The following is a 16,215-nucleotide window of genomic DNA, read 5'->3' on the forward strand; positions in this document are numbered from 1 at the left end:
GCTGTTCAGCGCATGACGCAACCGCGCGTCGCATACACCCTCGCATGGCGCGCCGATTCACGTGTCGCACAACTCAACTCGCGCATCAACACAGTCGCGCGACTTCATGATCGGTCAGGACGATCGGCGACACATAGTCCTTCGCCCGAGCCAGGCGAACAGCACGGTACAGCGGCCGCTCCTCCAGGCCGGCATCTCGGGCCTCTGCGCGCAGTTGGTGGACGAGCATGGTCGATACCGCTACGGCCGCGGCGAGGTCACTGGCGGCCAGTGCGTCGGCCAGTGCGCGGAGGCCGAGCAGGTGGAGTTCGCGACCGCTGCCCGCATCGGTGTACATCGCGAGCGGCACGACCTGCGACTCGACGCCTGCGGTCACCCGCAGGACGATGCGGCTCAAACGGGCCGGGAAGACGAGGATCTCGACGCCGTTGGCGGCCGCGATATCGACCTCACGCTCCCCGATTACCCGCCGCGCGTGAATCGTGGTCCCGGCCAACCACATCCGCCGACGGCGCAGCGCGATGGCGTAGGCGACGGTGGGGGCACCGACGACGAGACCGATCGCGATCGCGATCGACCACGGCACCAGCAGCGCCGCGAGCAATGCGGCACCGATACCCACCCCTACCGCGGCGAGGGCGAGTCGCCGCAGCATGGGTGCGTAGGTCTCGGGCGCGACGAGATCGAGTCCGACCGACGGAACCGGTTGGGCTGCACCGGGATTCGTGGGTTCTACAGGCACGGCAGCCCATTCGTCGTGGTGCGGGTGTACCCCGGCACCGTACTACTCGCCCGAGCGCAAAGCCGTCGCGACGGCGGCCACCGTCTCGTCCAGTGGGATCTGACGCTGTTCACCGGTGGCCATATCCTTCAGGCCGATGGTGTTCTCGGCCAGATCACGGTCACCGAGGACCAGGGTGAATTTGGCGCCGGACTTATCCGCGGCCTTCAGCGACCCCTTGACGCTTCGACCGCCGTAGGCCAGATCGACCCGAATGCCCGCCGCCCGCAACTGTGCCGCGAGCACGACCAACCGCTGCTTGGCCGCATCGCCGAGTGATACGCCGTAGACCTCGCACCGCGCCGGATCGCCCGCCGACTTGCCCTCGGCCTGTAGCGCCAGAATGGTGCGGTCCACACCGAGCCCGAATCCGATGCCGGACAGCGGTTGTCCGCCCAGTTCGGCCATGAGCCCGTCGTAGCGCCCGCCGCCGCCGATACCCGACTGCGCCCCGAGACCGTCGTGCACGAATTCGAAGGTCGTCTTCGTGTAGTAATCCAGACCGCGCACCATCCGCGGATTCACCACGTAGGGCACGCCGAGCGCGTCGAGATACCCGAGCACCTGCTCGAAGTGCGTCTTCGCCGACTCCGACAGGTGATCGATCATCAGCGGCGCGTTCGCGGTCATCTCGCGCACCTCGGGCCGCTTGTCGTCGAGCACCCGCAGCGGATTCAACTGCGCCCGCCGTTTGGTCTCCTCGTCCAGCGGCAGCCCGAACAGGAACTCCTGCAACAGCTCTCGATACTGCGGGCGACAGGTCTCGTCACCGAGCGAGGTGATCTCCAGTCGGAAGCCATCCAACCCGAGTTCGCGATATCCGGCGTCCGCGATCGCGATCACCTCGGCATCCAGCGCCGGATCATCGATACCGATCGCCTCGACGCCGACCTGCTGCAGCTGCCGGTACCGACCGGCCTGCGGGCGCTCATACCGGAAGAACGGACCCGAGTACACCAGCTTCACCGGCAATTGCCCCCGGTCGAGCCCGTGTTCGATGACCGCACGCATGACACCCGCCGTGCCCTCCGGCCGCAGCGTGACACTGCGCTCGCCGCGGTCGGCGAAGGTGTACATCTCCTTGGTGACCACATCGGTGGATTCACCGACGCCCCGCGCGAACAAGGCGGTGTCCTCGAAGATCGGCAGCTCCACATGCCCGTACCCGGCGAGTCGGGCGGCACGGATCAAGCCGTCGCGCACCGCGACGAACTCGGCCGAACCGGGTGGCACGTAATCCGGAACCCCCTTCGGGGCGGAGAAGCTGCTGGTCTTGGTCACGATGGTCCAGTTTCCACCACTACGGCCCGTCAAGTCCAACCGGTTTGCCACCGCTAGCGACTGCTTGCAGGTCGCTCGAAAGGGTCAGCTCGTTCATACGGCGTCACGACTGGTCGAAATGGCCTGCTGAGCAGTCTCAGGAATAGATGGCACAATCCTGTGCCGTACGTAACGGATACGGGAGGAACGTGGTAGTGCCGAGCAACGAACAGCGACGGGCAGCGGCGAAACGCAAGCTGGAGCGCCAGCTGGCCAACCGGGCCGATCGGGCGCGCAAGCGCAAGCGACTCATGATCGCCGGATCGGCGCTCGGCGTGGTGGTCGTGGCGGCGGCGGCCGTCGGTGTCTACTTCCTGACCAAGAGTGACGATAAGCCCGCGGCCATCAGCTGCGACTACCGCGACAGTCAGAAGCCCGCGGATAAGCAGGTGAACAAGCCGCACACCAGCGGCATCGAGAACACCGGCGACAATGCGAGTCTCAGCGTCAGCATGGATACCACGCAGGGCCCCATCGGCCTCACCCTGGACAATGCCAAGGCGCCGTGCACCGTCAACAGCTTCGCGAGCCTGGCCGGTCAGGGCTACTTCGACAACACCATTTGCCACCGCATGACCGCGGACGAGGGCCTGAAGGTGCTGCAGTGCGGCGACCCGACCGGCACCGGCACCGGCGGTCCCGGCTACCAGTTCGACAACGAATACCCGACCAATCGGTACAACCCCGCCGACCCCGCATTGCAGCAGCCCATGGACTACAAGCGCGGCACCCTGGCCATGGCCAACGCGGGACCGGATCCCGTCACCGGCGGCGGGACCAATGGCAGTCAGTTCTTCATCGTCTACGGCGATTCGCAACTGCCGCCGAACTACACCATCTTCGGCACCGTCGATCCGGACAGCATGGGCACGCTGGACAAGATCGCCGCCGGCGGTCAGGACAACTCCAACGGCCAGGGCGACGGCAAGCCCAACCTCCCCGTCACCATCCAGTCGGTACGCATCGACTGAGCCGGCCCTTTCGAGCGACCCGCAAGCAGTCGCTACGACACGCCCGATCCGAATACTCGCTTCGTTCGGACCCGCTGCGCACAATGAGCAGCGGGCCCGAGCCGCCTCCGAGCAAGCCAGGGTAGGCGACCCTAATCGTTCGGTTAGGGTGTGCTAAAACCGGAGATCCTCCGAAGCTTTCCCCTACCCGCCGGAATTGTGCGATATATGCTGTTAAGCGGCACGCCCACACGGTTGGCGCCGGGTTTTCTCGGGTAATCTCGAATAAAGGAGAACGCGTAGCGTAGTCATCCCTGACCGGACGATCCCCAACCGGGAATGCCACGCGACAAGTTCTCTGGGTGTCCACGTTTGCAGGCGGGGCACCGGCGCGGCGGACTACAGTTCGACGTGGCGGCGTCCGTGACGAAGCACCACAACATCCATAGTGATCACTGCAGCATCGGGGAGCAGCCATGTCCGAGGAACTGGACGACATCGGCCGGGAAACCGCGGCCATGATGAAGACCGCATTGCAGCTTGCGACCCTTGTCGCACTGCGGACCCGCGAGCGTGGTCAGAAGGAAGCCGAAGCCCGCGTCAAGGTCACCGAGGCCCGCATCAAGGAGGCCCGGGAACTGCAGATCCGTGAGGCCCGCGACGCCAAGGCGAAGGACCCACGCAATCTCGAACTGGCCCGGATGGTCGAGAAATCGGTTCCCGCCCAGGGCATTTCATTGGAGAAGGATCGTTTCTCCGCACAGGCCGAGGCCAGCCGGATGGCCGCGACCGCATCGGCTCAATCCAAACCGCTCGTTCGCTACGATTCCCAGGAACGTCGGATGGCGATCGCGGCGCATCTCGCCCGGATCGGTATCGCACCGGAACTCGCGGCGGTGCGGATGCTCATCGAAGTAGGTCAGGGACAACCGCCCGAAGAGGCCGTACGCATTCGCGACGAAGCTGCCCGCGCGGCCGGCGCACGAGGTCGGGAACAGGACGCGCGCGGTTTGGAACGCGTCCGACAGTAACTGGATCCCGACGCCGGAAATCGAAAACGCCCGCTGAAGTCAGCGGGCGTTTCGACTTTTTCGGCTCGTCAGACGCGGAAATCGCCGATGGTCGGATCGCCGAAGAGCCCCTGGGTGGGAGACTTCAGCGGCAGTGGGCTCAGCATGTCCTTGTGGCCGTTGCGAACACTGCAGTACTTGAACGGTCCACGGGGATCGAAGAGTTTCGTCATGTGCGGATCCGCGTGGTCGAGGAACCAGATGCTCAACCCGGTGCTCGGCTCGAGTCGGTAATGCTCCCATGCGCGCCAGAGCGCATCTAGTCGCGCCACCGCCTCGGCGTGCTTCCACCACTCCGGGCACCACACCGTTTCACTGATGTCGGTGACCTGACGCCGGTACACCAAGCCGAGGTAGTTCTCGACGAAGTCCACCACATTGCTGTAGATCATGGGCTGTTGCTGCTGTTCTGTCACAGCGGCCGAACCTCCTCGATTTGACCGTATTCAGGTGGCGGAGCAGGCTTGGTCAGGTTGGGCGAGCCGAACAGGTCGGCGATCTCGGTCTTACGCCCCGGAAGATGGTGCGAGATCGACTTCTTCACGTCGTCAGCGTAGTCGCCCTCCCACCAGGGCACAGTACGCACGAGCACCGCGGGCTGGCCGGAGGTGAAGACGATCGCGCGGCCCTGTGGCAGGGTCGCCAGCGCGTTCACGGTGAATGTCTTGGACGAACCGAGTGAACGCGAATAGCTCTTGCCGCCTTTGGATTCCGAGACCGAGGACGAGATCGCGTCGTATTCGCCGATCGCCTCGGAGCGGTCGCGCAGGAAGTTCATATCGTCGACGCCTGGACCGAGCACCTTGATATTGGCCGCCGACCACAGCGCCAGCATGCCGTCATCACCCCAGCAGCGCGCACCCTGGGCCCAGGACTGCAGCACCGTCATCACCACGATGCCGCGTGAACCGAAGTGACTGTACTGCTTGGGCAAGTCCTTCCAGCGCACCACATTCGCCGCCTCGTCCAGGACCGCGAGCATCGGAATCGGCAACCGTCCGCCGGGCGAGTGGGTGGCCTTGCGCATGGCCACATCGACCACGGCCTCGGTGAGCGCACTGACCAGCGGCGCCGCCGAACCGCGGCCCTCGAGCGAGAGGCTGTAGAGCGTGCCGTTGTTCTCGATGAATTCGAGTTCGTCGAACTGCATGCGGTTGTCGCCCGGCAGGATCCACGGGTGCACATTGGACAGCTGCAGGCAGCGGATCATCTTCTTCGCGGTGCCGAAAATGCCGCTCTTGGTGCGCGGGTCGGCGTTGTACTGCATCGCGAGGCCCGAAGCCGTGTAGTGCTTACTCGAATTGCGCAGCAGCTCGATGGGTTCGGAGTCGTTGGGATTGGTCACCCAGTCCCAGACCTGGACGATCGGGCGACCACCGAGCGCGGCCGCCAGGAACAGCCCGGCGAGCAGATCCTCGGCCTCCGGGTCGAAGAACACATCCCCCTTGGCATCGGAACCGCTGTCCGCATCGGCGAAATGTCCGGCCAGCCGCGCGGCCCGCATCTCCGCACCGTCATGATGTGCGTCCACCCAGGCAAGCGGATCCCAGAACCAGGTCGGCTCCTCTCCCGCGACGCCCTGCGGATCGAAGACGAAGGTGCGACTTCCCTTGCCCTCGCGCACATCTCGGGTCGCATCGACCACGTCCCGCTTATTCGAGGTGGACAGCACCGGTCCGATCGCGGTCAGGATGGCCGGAATCACCCGCGAGGTCGATTTGCCCTGGCGCGGACCCCAGATGTCCAGGTGCAGATCCTCATAGGAGCCGTAGAGCATCACCCCATCGGCAATACCGACACCGATCGGCACGCCCGGGCTGTCGTTGTAGCCGAGCCGGACGCCGAGCATTTCGGCCTTCGACCGCACTCCGGCCTCGGTCAGCGATTTGATGGCGCTGCCACTACCCATCACATCGGCCTTGTCGTCCACGGAAAGCCGACCGACCGACCGACGTGCGGCAAGCTGCTTGCGCACCACCACATAGGCCACGATCACCCCGATGACGAGCAGCACGATCACCGTGGAAGCGCGCGGCCAGTGCAATTTGCCCTTGATCAGATCGGCGACGATCGCGATCGGGTTGATCGGAACATCCTGCGGGGTGACAGCCATCGCGTTGCCGAGATGCAGGGCGATCCACAGGGTTCCGAGAGTCGCGAAACCGGCGTAGATCATGTAGAGGGTGATATCGGGTCCGACCACGGCCGGATCCTGCACCTTCTTCTTTTTCGCCATGTCTGCCTCCTGTTAGGACCTAGCTATGTGGTTGTCGCTGGTGCGGGTTCAGCGGAACGCGTCGAGACGCCAACCGTCCGATGTGCGCACCACGGTCGCGATCACCGTTGCGGGCGGCAGGGATTCCTTGCGCCCGTTCGGGTAGACGACCGTTTGCTCGATCCCGATCTTGAACTGTTGAACGTTCGGATCGGCGCTCGCGGGCGGGCGCTCCCCCGCTGCGAAGGCGAAGGCTTCGATATGTGCCTGCGCCTTGGCCCAGTCCGCCCACTGCAGCGTCGCCTTCGGTGTCTCGATCGCGGTCGGCGTGCTGTCCAGCATGCGGATCAGGCTGGGCCCCAACCATTTCCGCGCGCGCAACAGCGAAGCACCTTGAGCCTCGGTGGCGGGCTGCCAGGAGTAGATCTCCTTCAGCGCGGCCACCGCGACGCCGTCGGGCGTCACCGGATCGGGTGCGGGCACCCCCTCCAGCAATCGGGTCGTAGACGTGGGCGGCTGCGGCGCACCGGAACCCGACTCCCGATCCGAGCTGGCGCACCCCGCACCCGACATCGCGACGCTCACCACCAGCATCACCACCAGTTTCGCGCGTGCATTGTCATTCAAGGCTAGCCGCCGGGACCGACACTTGTGCGGTCCATTCGCCGCGGGTGCTCCGGCGTGTTCACCCGCCGCGGTATCGGTTGTCGTCACAGCACCCTCCTCCCGCGGCCGTCACCCGGCACCGCGACCTCGGTCACGCCACTGGAATGCCCGTATGCGGCGGGCACGGATTGGATCATTCGACTGTTGCCGGAATAGATTCCGACCTCGGCGGGGCCGCGCGGGCCGAATGAGCTGAACACCAGATCTCCCGGTTGCAGCTTGCTGAGCGGCACCTCGACCCCCGCCTCCCACTGCTGCTCGGCGGTCCGCGGCAAGGTCACCGTGCCCGACGATGCCGCGAACACCGCGGCCGAAGTGAGGCCGGGACCATCCATACCGCCACCGCTCGGTCCCTGCGGACCGCCACCACCCCAGACGTACGGCGTACCGAGCCATTGCTGCGCCGCCTGGACGACCTGAACGCCGCCCGCACCCTCCTGCGGAGTGAAGCGGCCATTGGAACCCTGCGCGCGGTATTGCGGTTCCATCGCAAGGATATTCGCGACATACGGCTGGGTTTCGGCATAGTGCGCGGCCACCTGGTTCGGCATACCGCCGGAGGCGAGCACCGCGCCCTCACCGGCGTTGTAGGCGGCCAGGGTCAGTGCGACGACATCGCCCTGCACGCGACCCGCGGACTCCCACGCCGTGATCTTGCGCGCGAGCGCGCACATATAGCGGCCTTGACCGATGATCGCATCGGCGTCGTCCCAAACGCTCGCGACGCCGTTGCCGTCGGCATCGATGACATAGGGCTGACCGTCATCGGGATCAATACTGGCCGCGGTGCCGGGCAGGAACTGGGCCAGACCCTGCGCGCCCGCAGGCGAGGAGGCGCCGCGCCGGAAGCCGGACTCCTGCCTGCCCTGTGCGGCCAGCAGCGACGGCGTGATCTGCGGGCAGATGGAACCCGCACGGCGATACCAGATTTCGAGTTCCTGCGGCACCTTGCCTGCCGCCAGCGCACCACCCGCGGTGCCGAAGCCACGGCTGCAGCGCGGATCGGACGAGAAGGCCTGCGCGCCACCGACATCCGGGGTCGGTGCGCCATCGAGCCAGGGCACCGGGTCGATTTGCCGACCACCGGTGAAGCGTCCGCCCGGCACGATCTCGAAATGCAGGTGCGGGCCGCTGGATTCACCCGCCGAGCCGACCTGCGCGATGGGCTGACCGGCGACGACGGTATCGCCGACGTGCACGTGCACGCCGCTGTCCCACATATGGCCGTACACCGCGGAATACGCGCGGCCGTTGGTGTCGACGGAATCGACGACGATCCAGTTGCCGAAACCCGAAGCGGGACCGGCCGCTACGACACGTCCATCGGACACCGAGTAGATGGTAGTGCCGTCGGCCGCGGCGAAGTCGACGCCCTTATGGGTGCCGCCGCGCGCGCCGAATACGTCCGACACGGTGAAGGTACCTGCGGCCAGCGGCAGCGTCCGGCGGATCGGGCCGACGCCCGCGGCCAGCGACGGCGCACCCGTCGCGGTCGAACGGGCTTGGGTGGCAGTCGGATTGCCGGTCGTACTCGTGGGAGTGGGGGTGCCCGCGACGCGGGAATTACCCGGCGCGTATCCGCCGAGCGGCGCCAGCACAGTCGACGATACGAGCACCGAAGTGCCCTCGCAGGCGTCGTCCACGGCGGGCATGACGATGACAACCACCAGGGTCATCAGCCCGAGCACGCTTACCAGCGCCAGGTACAGGAGGGTCCGCCCGGTCACCGCATCCCCGGCAGTGCCGAACGACCGCGGACCGAACCCATCACGTTTGCCGCCGAGATTCGTTGAGGGTGTCGGCCAGGGTGCGGTTCATCTCCGCGGCGGCGGCCAATTGTTGTTGGAGCAGGGCGACTTTGCGGCGCAGCGCCGTCGCGTCCAAGCGCTCCAGACTGGGTCCCTCGGCGGCGCGCACCCAGTTGCGCACCGAGTTGGTGTGCACGCCGATCTGCTCGGCGACCAGCCGGCAGGCCTCCGATTCGCTGCGTAGTTTGCCGGTAAGTGCGATCACCTGCTCGACCGCGGCCTTGCGCACTTCCGGCGACACTCTCCGATAGGACCGGTGCGGCATCATGCGCCCCACCTCCCACAGCCAGCCGCTCTCGAAAGCTGTGTTGTTTCGAGCGACCTGCAAGCAGTCGCAAGCGGTGTTGTCTCGAGCGACCTGCAAGCAGTCGCAAGCGGTGTTGTCTCGAGCGACCTGCGAGCAGTCGCAAGCGGCGCGAGCCCCCTCATGCGGCACTCCCACTGGGGGAATCGCCACCACGCGAAGTCGACTCGGTGAACTCGGAGAAGCGCTGGTTGGTTTCGTGGATCCCACTCTCCTTCTCGGACAAGGTGAATTCCATATGGAACGGGATGCCGGGGCGGCGATCCTCACCGATCTTCAGTAGGAACTTGCCGGTACCCGGCGGCGAGGGGCGCAGCTGACCAGGCTTGAGCGCCTCGCCCGTCAACGCTTGCGGTGCGGACCATCCGGTCACCATCTCCTCCTCGGCGGATGTGAACGGAACCACGCTGTCCAGGCGCTTGATCTCCTCGCCGGGCAGCGCACCGAATATCTTGGCGCGCGCGCGTTCGAGGAAGCCCAGTGCCTTCGCGATGGCGGCTTCCGATCCCAGTGCTTGCAGGTCCTTGATGGTGTGGCTGATCATGATCAGCGCGGTGGCGATGGTGCGCTGCAGCCGGGTCAGCTCATCGACCCGATCGACCATGAAGTCGCCGAGGCCGAGCACCTGCCACAGCTCGTCCATCACTACCTGGAAATAGCGCTGCGGGCCGAGTTTCGCGTCGGCGAGCACATGCGCGGCCTCCACCGAGGCGAAACCGTCGGCCCAGCAGGCTAGCATCACCGCGGCCTTGAGCTTCTTATCGCCGGTGGGGATATGGGATACGTCGATGCAGACCGCGACCGCGCTGGTATCGATCGGAACGGTGGTCTGCCCGTTGAAGATCGCGCCGAACGGGCCCTGGGTCAGGGCGCGCAGCGAGCGGCGCAGGCCCTTGATGGCGACCTGGTATTCGTTCGGATCGTCCGCGCCGGCGTCGAGCTGCAATTCGTCACCGCCGGCGACGATCACCTCGAGCAGGTTCTCCATGATGGGCGGTTGGTCGGGCGTATAGCCGCTGCCCGGTCGGTAAAGGATGCGCAGTGCGGTGGCGATCAGCGTTTCCTCGTAGTCGCGCACCCGCGCACCACGTACGAGCTCGACCAGACCGGCGATGAGCGTGACCTGGCGGGCGCGCAGATCCTGCAGCACCTGAAGTTGCAGTGCCGGAAACTCGTCCAGCATCGGCACGACCGAACCGAGCACACCGGCGGCGAGCGGGTTGAGCTTGCCGTGGCCGTAACCGAGGTCGATCACCTGGCCACCGACCAGTTCGACCAACTTGCGGTAGTCCGGTTTCACGTCGGCCAGGATCAGCGGGGTGATGCCTTGCGCGATACCGCCGAGCACGATCCGGCGCACCAGCGAGGACTTACCGAAACCGTTGAGCCCCAGGACGAAAAGGCTGGGCGCGGTGATGAAGCTGCCGCGCAGGAACCAGTTCATCGGGTCGAAGCAGACCGGGGCGCCGGTATGCAGATGCGAACCGAGCGGGGTGCCGATCAACGGCGCACCCGCGCCGACCGACCACGGCCACAGACCCGCCACCTGGGCGGTGGTGGCCCGATACTCGACCGGGCGGCCCACGACGTTCATCCGGCCGCCACCGGGACCCATATAGCCGCGATCGGTGAGTTGGGCTGTGCTGCGGTCGAATCCGTCTTCGAAGACCTGTTCGGCGCGGGCCGCGTAATTGCGGCGGCGGATATCGTCGGTGCGGATCCGGAAGGTCGCGAAGGCCGCCCGCAGGCCGGTGCCCTCACGGCTGATCTGCTCGAGTTTGGCCCTGGTCGCATCGTCGAGCAGCGGCGGACCGGACTGTTTGCGCTTGTCCGACCTCGCCTTTGCGCGACGGGCGGCCTTGTCCATCTGCGGGGTGCCCATGGCGCGGTCTGCGGTGTAGTCGATCTTGGCCGCGCGCTGTGCCTCGCGACTCGTCCGCGAGCCATTGCGTTCCGGTCGTGCCACGCGTTCCCCCCGTGCCGGTCGTTGCGGTGCGCCATCGCGCGGGCGAGCGGTCCGGGCGCCGTCGGGACGTCCGCGCTCGGTCGAAGTCCGTTCACCGCGGCCGTTTTCGGGCCTGCTGCGGCCACGGTCCGGATGCGGCCGATCGGCACGGCCACCGTCCGTGGCTGCGGAGCCGGGTCGCGCCCGTCGCTCGGCCGCATCGCGCGACGGTCGCCGCTCCCGATCGGACGTTTCGCCGACGCCGGTCCGCTCGCCGCCACTCACCCCCGCCGGGCCCCGCGCGGCCCGCCGATCCCGCTCGGGCATCTCCTCGATGCCCGAGCGCTCGACCCGGCCCCCGGTGGGCCGCTGAGCGCGTTCGTCCGCGGGCCGCTCCCACGCCGCGTCCTCGGGACGCCGCTTACGCCGCACCGGCACCTCGTCCCGTTCGCGCACGGGTGGCTCGTACTCACGTGCCATGTAATGCTCACCCCGCCAAGGCTTTCGGAATTGTCGCGTGTTCCGGCAGGATCACCCCGCAACCGAGCGAGGCCGCGAAGGCCGCCGCCTGGTAGCGGTAGCACCGCCGGATCTTCAACCGCGCCTGCGTGGACAGGTCGCGGGTAATGGCTTCGATGCGCGGCAGATCACCGCGCAGGGGCTCGGTGATGGTCACCAGCGCACCGAAGCGGGTCACACCGTGACCCCGGGCTTGTTCCTCACGGGCCTGCTGGGTGGCGCCCACCCGCAGGGTCGCGGCCGCCGAGACGACACCGCGTTCACTCTGCTGGGCCACCAGCGCGTTCTTGAAATCGTCATCGACGATTTCGGCGGCGTCGGCGGCCGAATGCGGACGGTACACGATGGCAATGCGCTTGCGCGGCACTTCGGGATTCGGCGCGAGCAGCCGCTGCAGCACCCGCTCGTCCACCGCGCCCTCGGGCGCCGCGTCCATCTCCCAGGTGACCGAACGGCCACCGTCGTGCACCAGATGATCCCACTTCTCGTCGTGCGAAACCGGTCCGGCATCGGCCCAATCCAGTCCGTGCCCTTCGGGTTCGCCCGCGGCGACCTCGAGATCGGCCTGCGAGGCAGGATCGTAGCTGCGCCGGATGAACGAGATGACCTCATCGGCCGACATCGGCTGAGCGCGCACACCAGCCTCGGCCAGCGCGGCACAGATTCCGGGGAGCCTGCGCCCGATCTCGACGGCCTCCTCGGCCGGATTCCTGCGGCGCTCGGCGGTGGTCGCCTTGAAGGTGATCGCAACGCGCGGCAGCAGCTGCACCCGTTCCTGCGGCAACTCGGTGGCGAGTTCGTACATCACCTGCTGCGCCAGCTCCGGCGCTTCCGGACGGGTGATGGTGGAGACCTCGGTGAGCAGCCGGTTACCCGTCTCGGGCACGGTATCGATCACCGGGACGACCGCGACGATGTCACTGGTCTGGCCGACCGAGGCGAGAAACGTACCCCAGGCCGAGACCCAGCGATCGATCACCGGCTGGTCCACCGCCTCGTGCCCCTGCGGCCAGGCCCGCAAAACCACTGTGTACTGGGCGAATTGCGGTAGGTGGATCATGCCGAAGCTGTAACCGCCCGCGTCGATGCCCTCGTAGAGCTTCGAGGGCGCGAGCAGACCGGGTAGCCGTGTGACACCGCCCGGAATCCGCGAGAACCGGCCGCCTCGATACACATGCTCACCGCGGTTGCGGGAGCGCATCCAGTTGAACATCATCAATCCGTTCTCGTATCCTGAGCGGCCCCCGGTCCGCCACACCAGTGGAACCATCACGACAACGCCGGTGCCGCCCACGATCAGACCCCACTTGAAACCGCCGACCATGGCGCAGATCAGGGCCGTGATCACGACGACGAAGCCGATGACGGTCTCTTCCCAGCGCAGACCGAAAAGACCTGCGCTGCGCGGCTTCTGCCACAGCCCGTACGAGCGGCGCTCGTAGGTATCGCTCGTCGTCATCGTCATCGCGGAATGGTGCTCCTCCCGAGGTCGGGCGAACGGTTCGCCCAGCGGTCGCCCGCCACATCACCCATGGCTTCATCGGCTCGATTCAGCGGCGCGGTCGCCGCGCGGGCCACGCCGATCGCACCCGCCGCCCTCGACGCACCGGACGGTACTCCCGCGCCGCCCTGCGGGGCGGAGGCGCGCGGAGGTCCGCCCGCCGCTGCTCCGCCGCCGCCACCGCCGCCGCGTGGCGGGGCCGGGCGCGGCGCGCCGCCGCCGCCGCGCGGACCGCCCGCACCACCCGGTGGACGCGGACCGGTGGAGGTACCGCTGACGTAACCCGCCGATCCCGGCGCGGCGGTCTTCGTCGCGACGGCCTTGGTGCCCATCGCACCCAAAGCGCCCACCGCGAGCAAGGTTCCGCCGGCCGCGGTGAGACCGGAACCACCGCTACCCACGATCGCGACCGCGGGCGTGACCAACCGCATCAGCGCGGGCAGCACGAACGCGACACTGCACAGCAGCACGATGGCGACCAACATCCGTTGTGCCTGTTCACCTTCGGGCAGTCCGCCGGTATCGGTCAGCGAATCCACATGGCCCGCCGTGGTGAACGCGATCATGTAGACGATGGCGGCCACCGGCTTCCAGAGCATGAACGCGATGATCCAGCCGATCAGCTTCTGATACGACTGTTTGCCGATATTCATCCCGGATGCGGCCGCGGCCAATGGCAGCACACCCGCCGCGATGATCAGCAGACCCTGACGCACGATGGCGAGCACAATCTGTGCCAGCGCGCCGAGCAGTCCGACGATCGCGATGATCAACACCAGACCTGGCGAGAATGCCTGCAGCTTACTGGTTTTCACCATCAGCTCGGCCAGATCCTTGGCATTGCCATTGGTCGAATCATTGATGATCCACTCGGAGAAGCGATCCGAGGCCTGGGTGCCCGCGACGATGACGGCGCCGAGCATCCAGGAACTGAAAACCACCCGAGTGAACATGCGGAACGATTCGGCCGCCTCATTCATGACGGCGCCGCGTCTGGCCTCGGCCAATCTGGCGCCGGACAATATCACCGAGGCTATGAGCAGCAATATCTGCGCTTGATAGGTGTAGTCGTTGATCTTGACGAACAACGAACCCGAATCGCTGGCCGCCTCGTTCGGGACCTTCATCCAGAAGGTCAGCGCGAGGATGATCGCCTCGCCGAGACCGTTCATCAGCGAATCGACTACCTTGCCGAAGGTCGAATCCCAGGCCTTGTCCTTGACCGCGTTCGCGGCGCTGCCCGGGTGCGAGGCGGCATTGCCCGCCTTGCACGCGGCCGACGCGGCGTCACCGAGCGAGAACCCGGGCAGACCGACGTTGTCGAGCGTGTCGTGCAATTCGTTGCACGTATCGTCGAATCCGTAGGTCTGACCGTACGCCACCGTCGGTGTCGCGATCATGACAGTGAAGATGACCGCGAGGATCGTGACAACGCGCCTCACCATTTTGTCCACCCATCGATCGAGTCGATCGTCTCGAGCGGCTGTGCATCACTCGTGGACGACTTGAGTTTCCAACCACCATCGCGCCAGAGCACATTCAGTCTCATGGCGACCCAACTGCGCCCGCCGTGCAGGAAATCACGGGTCTTGCGGGCGATGCGTACCACAGCGAAATCGTCACCATAGCTTTCGATTCGGAATGCATCGGAGGCGAACAACAACGGTTTGATGTTGTCGGGTAGTTCATTGGGGATCTTGCCGTCGGCGATCTTTCGGTCGCGATCGGCCTGCTCCTGGTCCGACAGGATCACCAGCTGCTGCCAGAGGGCCCGATCGGTCGGGCGTGCCACGGTGCGCCAGTAGATCTGCTCGGCCGCCAGCGCGGCTCCCTGCGGGGTCCGAGTGAATCCCACCGGTATGTCGTTGTCGATGCGGGTCGGGCCGTCGGTCGTCGAGAACGGGATCACCGGGCCGCTGTACACCCGCTGCCAACCACCCTGCTGACCTGTGCCACCCGGAGCGCCGGACAGCCAGTCGGCGTCGGCGGGCTGACGCGGCGCAACAGACTCCGAAAGCGGTTGTCCGGCAGGACTGTTCGGAATATCGAAATGATGGCCGAACGAATCCACGTCGGAGCCGCTGAAGCCGGCGGCCGCCGCGGTGCCGGGCACATTCTCCGAACTCGTGCCGGTCTTCGATACCTGGTCACCCCCGGCGGCATTGTCTCGCATCGCGACCACGGTCACGACGACCGCGACGACCACGGCAAGCAATGCGCCGACGCCCAGTATCGCGAGCGGCGAACGTTTGCCTGCCGGACCGGATCCGGGCCCCGTGGTCACCATTTGGTCCACCCGTTCAACGACTCGACGTACTCGGTCTGCGGGTTGTTCGAGGTTGCCGGCTTCAGCCGCCAGTCGCCCGCGTCCCAGATCATCACCAATCGCAGGGCCGCCCACAGCTGCTTGCCATCGACCACCTGGCCACGGGTGGCCAGCTGGATGATCGCCAGATCATCCGCGTAGTTCTCGACCTTGAACGCATCGGAGGCGACGAAATACTTGGTTACCTTCTCCGGCTGCTGTTGCGGGAGTTTGTCCTGGGACAGGGCCTTGTCGTAGGCGGCGATCTGCTGGGCCGAGACGCGGACCTGGCGGACGTAGAGGTCGCGATCGGCGGGGCGCGCGTTGAGGCGGTAGGTGATCTGGGCGGCCGCGAGCACCGCGCCCTGCGGGGTGTGCGAATACCCGACGGCCAGACCGTCTTCGATGTGGGTCGGTCCGTCGGAGGTGGAGAACGGGACCGAGGCGCCGTAGACCCGCTGCCAACCGTGCGGTGCGGTGGTGCCCTCGGGTGCCGCGGTCAGCCAGTCCGCGTCCGACGGCCTGCGCTGCCGGGTCGGATCCTGCGGAAGTGGTTGTCCGGCAGGGTTGTTCGGGATATCGACGCGCCTGCCGAGAATATCCACCTCGGGGGTCGCGAAGCCCTCACCGCCGGAATTGGCCGCGACGGCGGCCTTGTCGCCACCCGAACCCGAATCGTCCCGGCTCACGTACACGAATACGCCGACGACCACGATGAGCACCAGCACGGCAGCGGACGCGATGACACCGAAGGAGACGCGATCGCGCGCGTACGACTCCTTCTCACTCATGACTCCGCCTCGCTAGCGCTCGGCTCCGTCATGAGCGAAG

General features: G+C 66.5%; 14 protein-coding genes. 2 read left to right on the top strand and 12 right to left on the bottom strand.

Annotated elements, in window-relative coordinates:
- Positions 1 to 85 precede the first annotated feature (85 nt).
- Both ACIBW7_RS08065 and hisS read right to left on the bottom strand, forming a co-directional pair.
- Positions 86 to 655, bottom strand: coding sequence for a hypothetical protein (locus tag ACIBW7_RS08065; RefSeq protein ID WP_397045765.1), 570 nt, complete (start codon positions 653 to 655; stop codon positions 86 to 88).
- A 129-nt stretch (positions 656 to 784) separates the two neighbouring features.
- Complete coding sequence (gene hisS / locus ACIBW7_RS08070; RefSeq protein ID WP_040692304.1) at positions 785 to 2,062, bottom strand: histidine--tRNA ligase; 1,278 nt, start codon at positions 2,060 to 2,062, stop codon at positions 785 to 787.
- 194 nt (positions 2,063 to 2,256) lie between these two features.
- On the opposite strand from hisS, the gene ACIBW7_RS08075 reads away from it, so the two are divergent.
- Both ACIBW7_RS08075 and ACIBW7_RS08080 read left to right on the top strand, forming a co-directional pair.
- The gene (locus ACIBW7_RS08075; RefSeq protein ID WP_357469150.1) at positions 2,257 to 3,072 is read left to right on the top strand and encodes a peptidylprolyl isomerase; all 816 of its coding nucleotides are present in this window, start codon (positions 2,257 to 2,259) and stop codon (positions 3,070 to 3,072) included.
- Positions 3,073 to 3,527: 455 nt separating this feature from the next.
- Entirely contained in the window at positions 3,528 to 4,082 is a 555-nt protein-coding gene (locus ACIBW7_RS08080; RefSeq protein WP_327099979.1) for a hypothetical protein, read from the top strand.
- A 68-nt stretch (positions 4,083 to 4,150) separates the two neighbouring features.
- Here the strand turns inward: ACIBW7_RS08080 and ACIBW7_RS08085 are convergent, their stop codons facing one another.
- The 10 genes from ACIBW7_RS08085 to ACIBW7_RS08130 form a co-directional block, all read right to left on the bottom strand.
- Positions 4,151 to 4,537, bottom strand: coding sequence for a DUF4913 domain-containing protein (locus ACIBW7_RS08085; protein WP_245567240.1), 387 nt, complete (start codon positions 4,535 to 4,537; stop codon positions 4,151 to 4,153).
- Positions 4,534 to 6,357 carry a type IV secretory system conjugative DNA transfer family protein gene (locus ACIBW7_RS08090; RefSeq protein WP_397045261.1) on the bottom strand — a complete coding sequence of 608 codons (1,824 nt, stop codon included), beginning with the start codon at positions 6,355 to 6,357 and terminating at the stop codon, positions 4,534 to 4,536. The genes ACIBW7_RS08085 and ACIBW7_RS08090 overlap by 4 nt, the downstream gene beginning before the upstream one ends.
- A gap of 48 nt (positions 6,358 to 6,405) precedes the next feature.
- Complete coding sequence (locus ACIBW7_RS08095; RefSeq protein ID WP_397045263.1) at positions 6,406 to 7,050, bottom strand: hypothetical protein; 645 nt, start codon at positions 7,048 to 7,050, stop codon at positions 6,406 to 6,408.
- Positions 7,047 to 8,729 (bottom strand): peptidoglycan DD-metalloendopeptidase family protein, encoded by a 1,683-nt coding sequence (locus tag ACIBW7_RS08100; RefSeq protein ID WP_397045265.1) that lies wholly within the window; start codon positions 8,727 to 8,729, stop codon positions 7,047 to 7,049. The genes ACIBW7_RS08095 and ACIBW7_RS08100 overlap by 4 nt, the downstream gene beginning before the upstream one ends.
- Positions 8,730 to 8,769: 40 nt before the next feature.
- Positions 8,770 to 9,078, bottom strand: a complete 309-nt coding sequence (locus ACIBW7_RS08105; RefSeq protein ID WP_397045267.1) for a transposase — start codon at positions 9,076 to 9,078, stop codon at positions 8,770 to 8,772.
- Between the two features lie 157 nt (positions 9,079 to 9,235).
- The gene (locus tag ACIBW7_RS08110) at positions 9,236 to 11,539 is read right to left on the bottom strand and encodes a hypothetical protein (RefSeq protein ID WP_397045269.1); all 2,304 of its coding nucleotides are present in this window, start codon (positions 11,537 to 11,539) and stop codon (positions 9,236 to 9,238) included.
- A 7-nt stretch (positions 11,540 to 11,546) separates the two neighbouring features.
- Positions 11,547 to 13,037: an SCO6880 family protein gene (locus ACIBW7_RS08115; protein ID WP_397045767.1), complete on the bottom strand. Its 1,491-nt coding sequence runs from the start codon at positions 13,035 to 13,037 to the stop codon at positions 11,547 to 11,549.
- Between the two features lie 2 nt (positions 13,038 to 13,039).
- Positions 13,040 to 14,524, bottom strand: a complete 1,485-nt coding sequence (locus tag ACIBW7_RS08120) for a hypothetical protein (RefSeq protein WP_397045270.1) — start codon at positions 14,522 to 14,524, stop codon at positions 13,040 to 13,042.
- Positions 14,518 to 15,366 carry a hypothetical protein gene (locus ACIBW7_RS08125; protein ID WP_397045272.1) on the bottom strand — a complete coding sequence of 283 codons (849 nt, stop codon included), beginning with the start codon at positions 15,364 to 15,366 and terminating at the stop codon, positions 14,518 to 14,520. Before ACIBW7_RS08125 ends, ACIBW7_RS08120 begins: the two co-directional genes overlap by 7 nt.
- Complete coding sequence (locus ACIBW7_RS08130; RefSeq protein WP_397045274.1) at positions 15,360 to 16,175, bottom strand: hypothetical protein; 816 nt, start codon at positions 16,173 to 16,175, stop codon at positions 15,360 to 15,362. Before ACIBW7_RS08130 ends, ACIBW7_RS08125 begins: the two co-directional genes overlap by 7 nt.
- Positions 16,176 to 16,215 lie beyond the last annotated feature (40 nt).

The sequence above is a fragment of the Nocardia sp. NPDC049526 genome, assembly GCF_044465765.1.
In the GTDB taxonomy this organism is placed as follows: domain Bacteria; phylum Actinomycetota; class Actinomycetes; order Mycobacteriales; family Mycobacteriaceae; genus Nocardia.

Coding starts and splice junctions, on each gene's coding strand:
- ACIBW7_RS08120 (WP_397045270.1), bottom strand. CDS start 14,524: ATGGTGAGGCGCGTTGTCACGATCCTCGCGGTCATCTTCACTGTCATG.
- ACIBW7_RS08125 (WP_397045272.1), bottom strand. CDS start 15,366: ATGGTGACCACGGGGCCCGGATCCGGTCCGGCAGGCAAACGTTCGCCG.
- ACIBW7_RS08130 (WP_397045274.1), bottom strand. CDS start 16,175: ATGAGTGAGAAGGAGTCGTACGCGCGCGATCGCGTCTCCTTCGGTGTC.
- ACIBW7_RS08080 (WP_327099979.1), top strand. CDS start 3,528: ATGTCCGAGGAACTGGACGACATCGGCCGGGAAACCGCGGCCATGATG.
- ACIBW7_RS08105 (WP_397045267.1), bottom strand. CDS start 9,078: ATGATGCCGCACCGGTCCTATCGGAGAGTGTCGCCGGAAGTGCGCAAG.
- ACIBW7_RS08110 (WP_397045269.1), bottom strand. CDS start 11,539: ATGGCACGTGAGTACGAGCCACCCGTGCGCGAACGGGACGAGGTGCCG.
- ACIBW7_RS08065 (WP_397045765.1), bottom strand. CDS start 655: ATGCTGCGGCGACTCGCCCTCGCCGCGGTAGGGGTGGGTATCGGTGCC.
- ACIBW7_RS08115 (WP_397045767.1), bottom strand. CDS start 13,037: ATGACGACGAGCGATACCTACGAGCGCCGCTCGTACGGGCTGTGGCAG.
- ACIBW7_RS08090 (WP_397045261.1), bottom strand. CDS start 6,357: ATGGCGAAAAAGAAGAAGGTGCAGGATCCGGCCGTGGTCGGACCCGAT.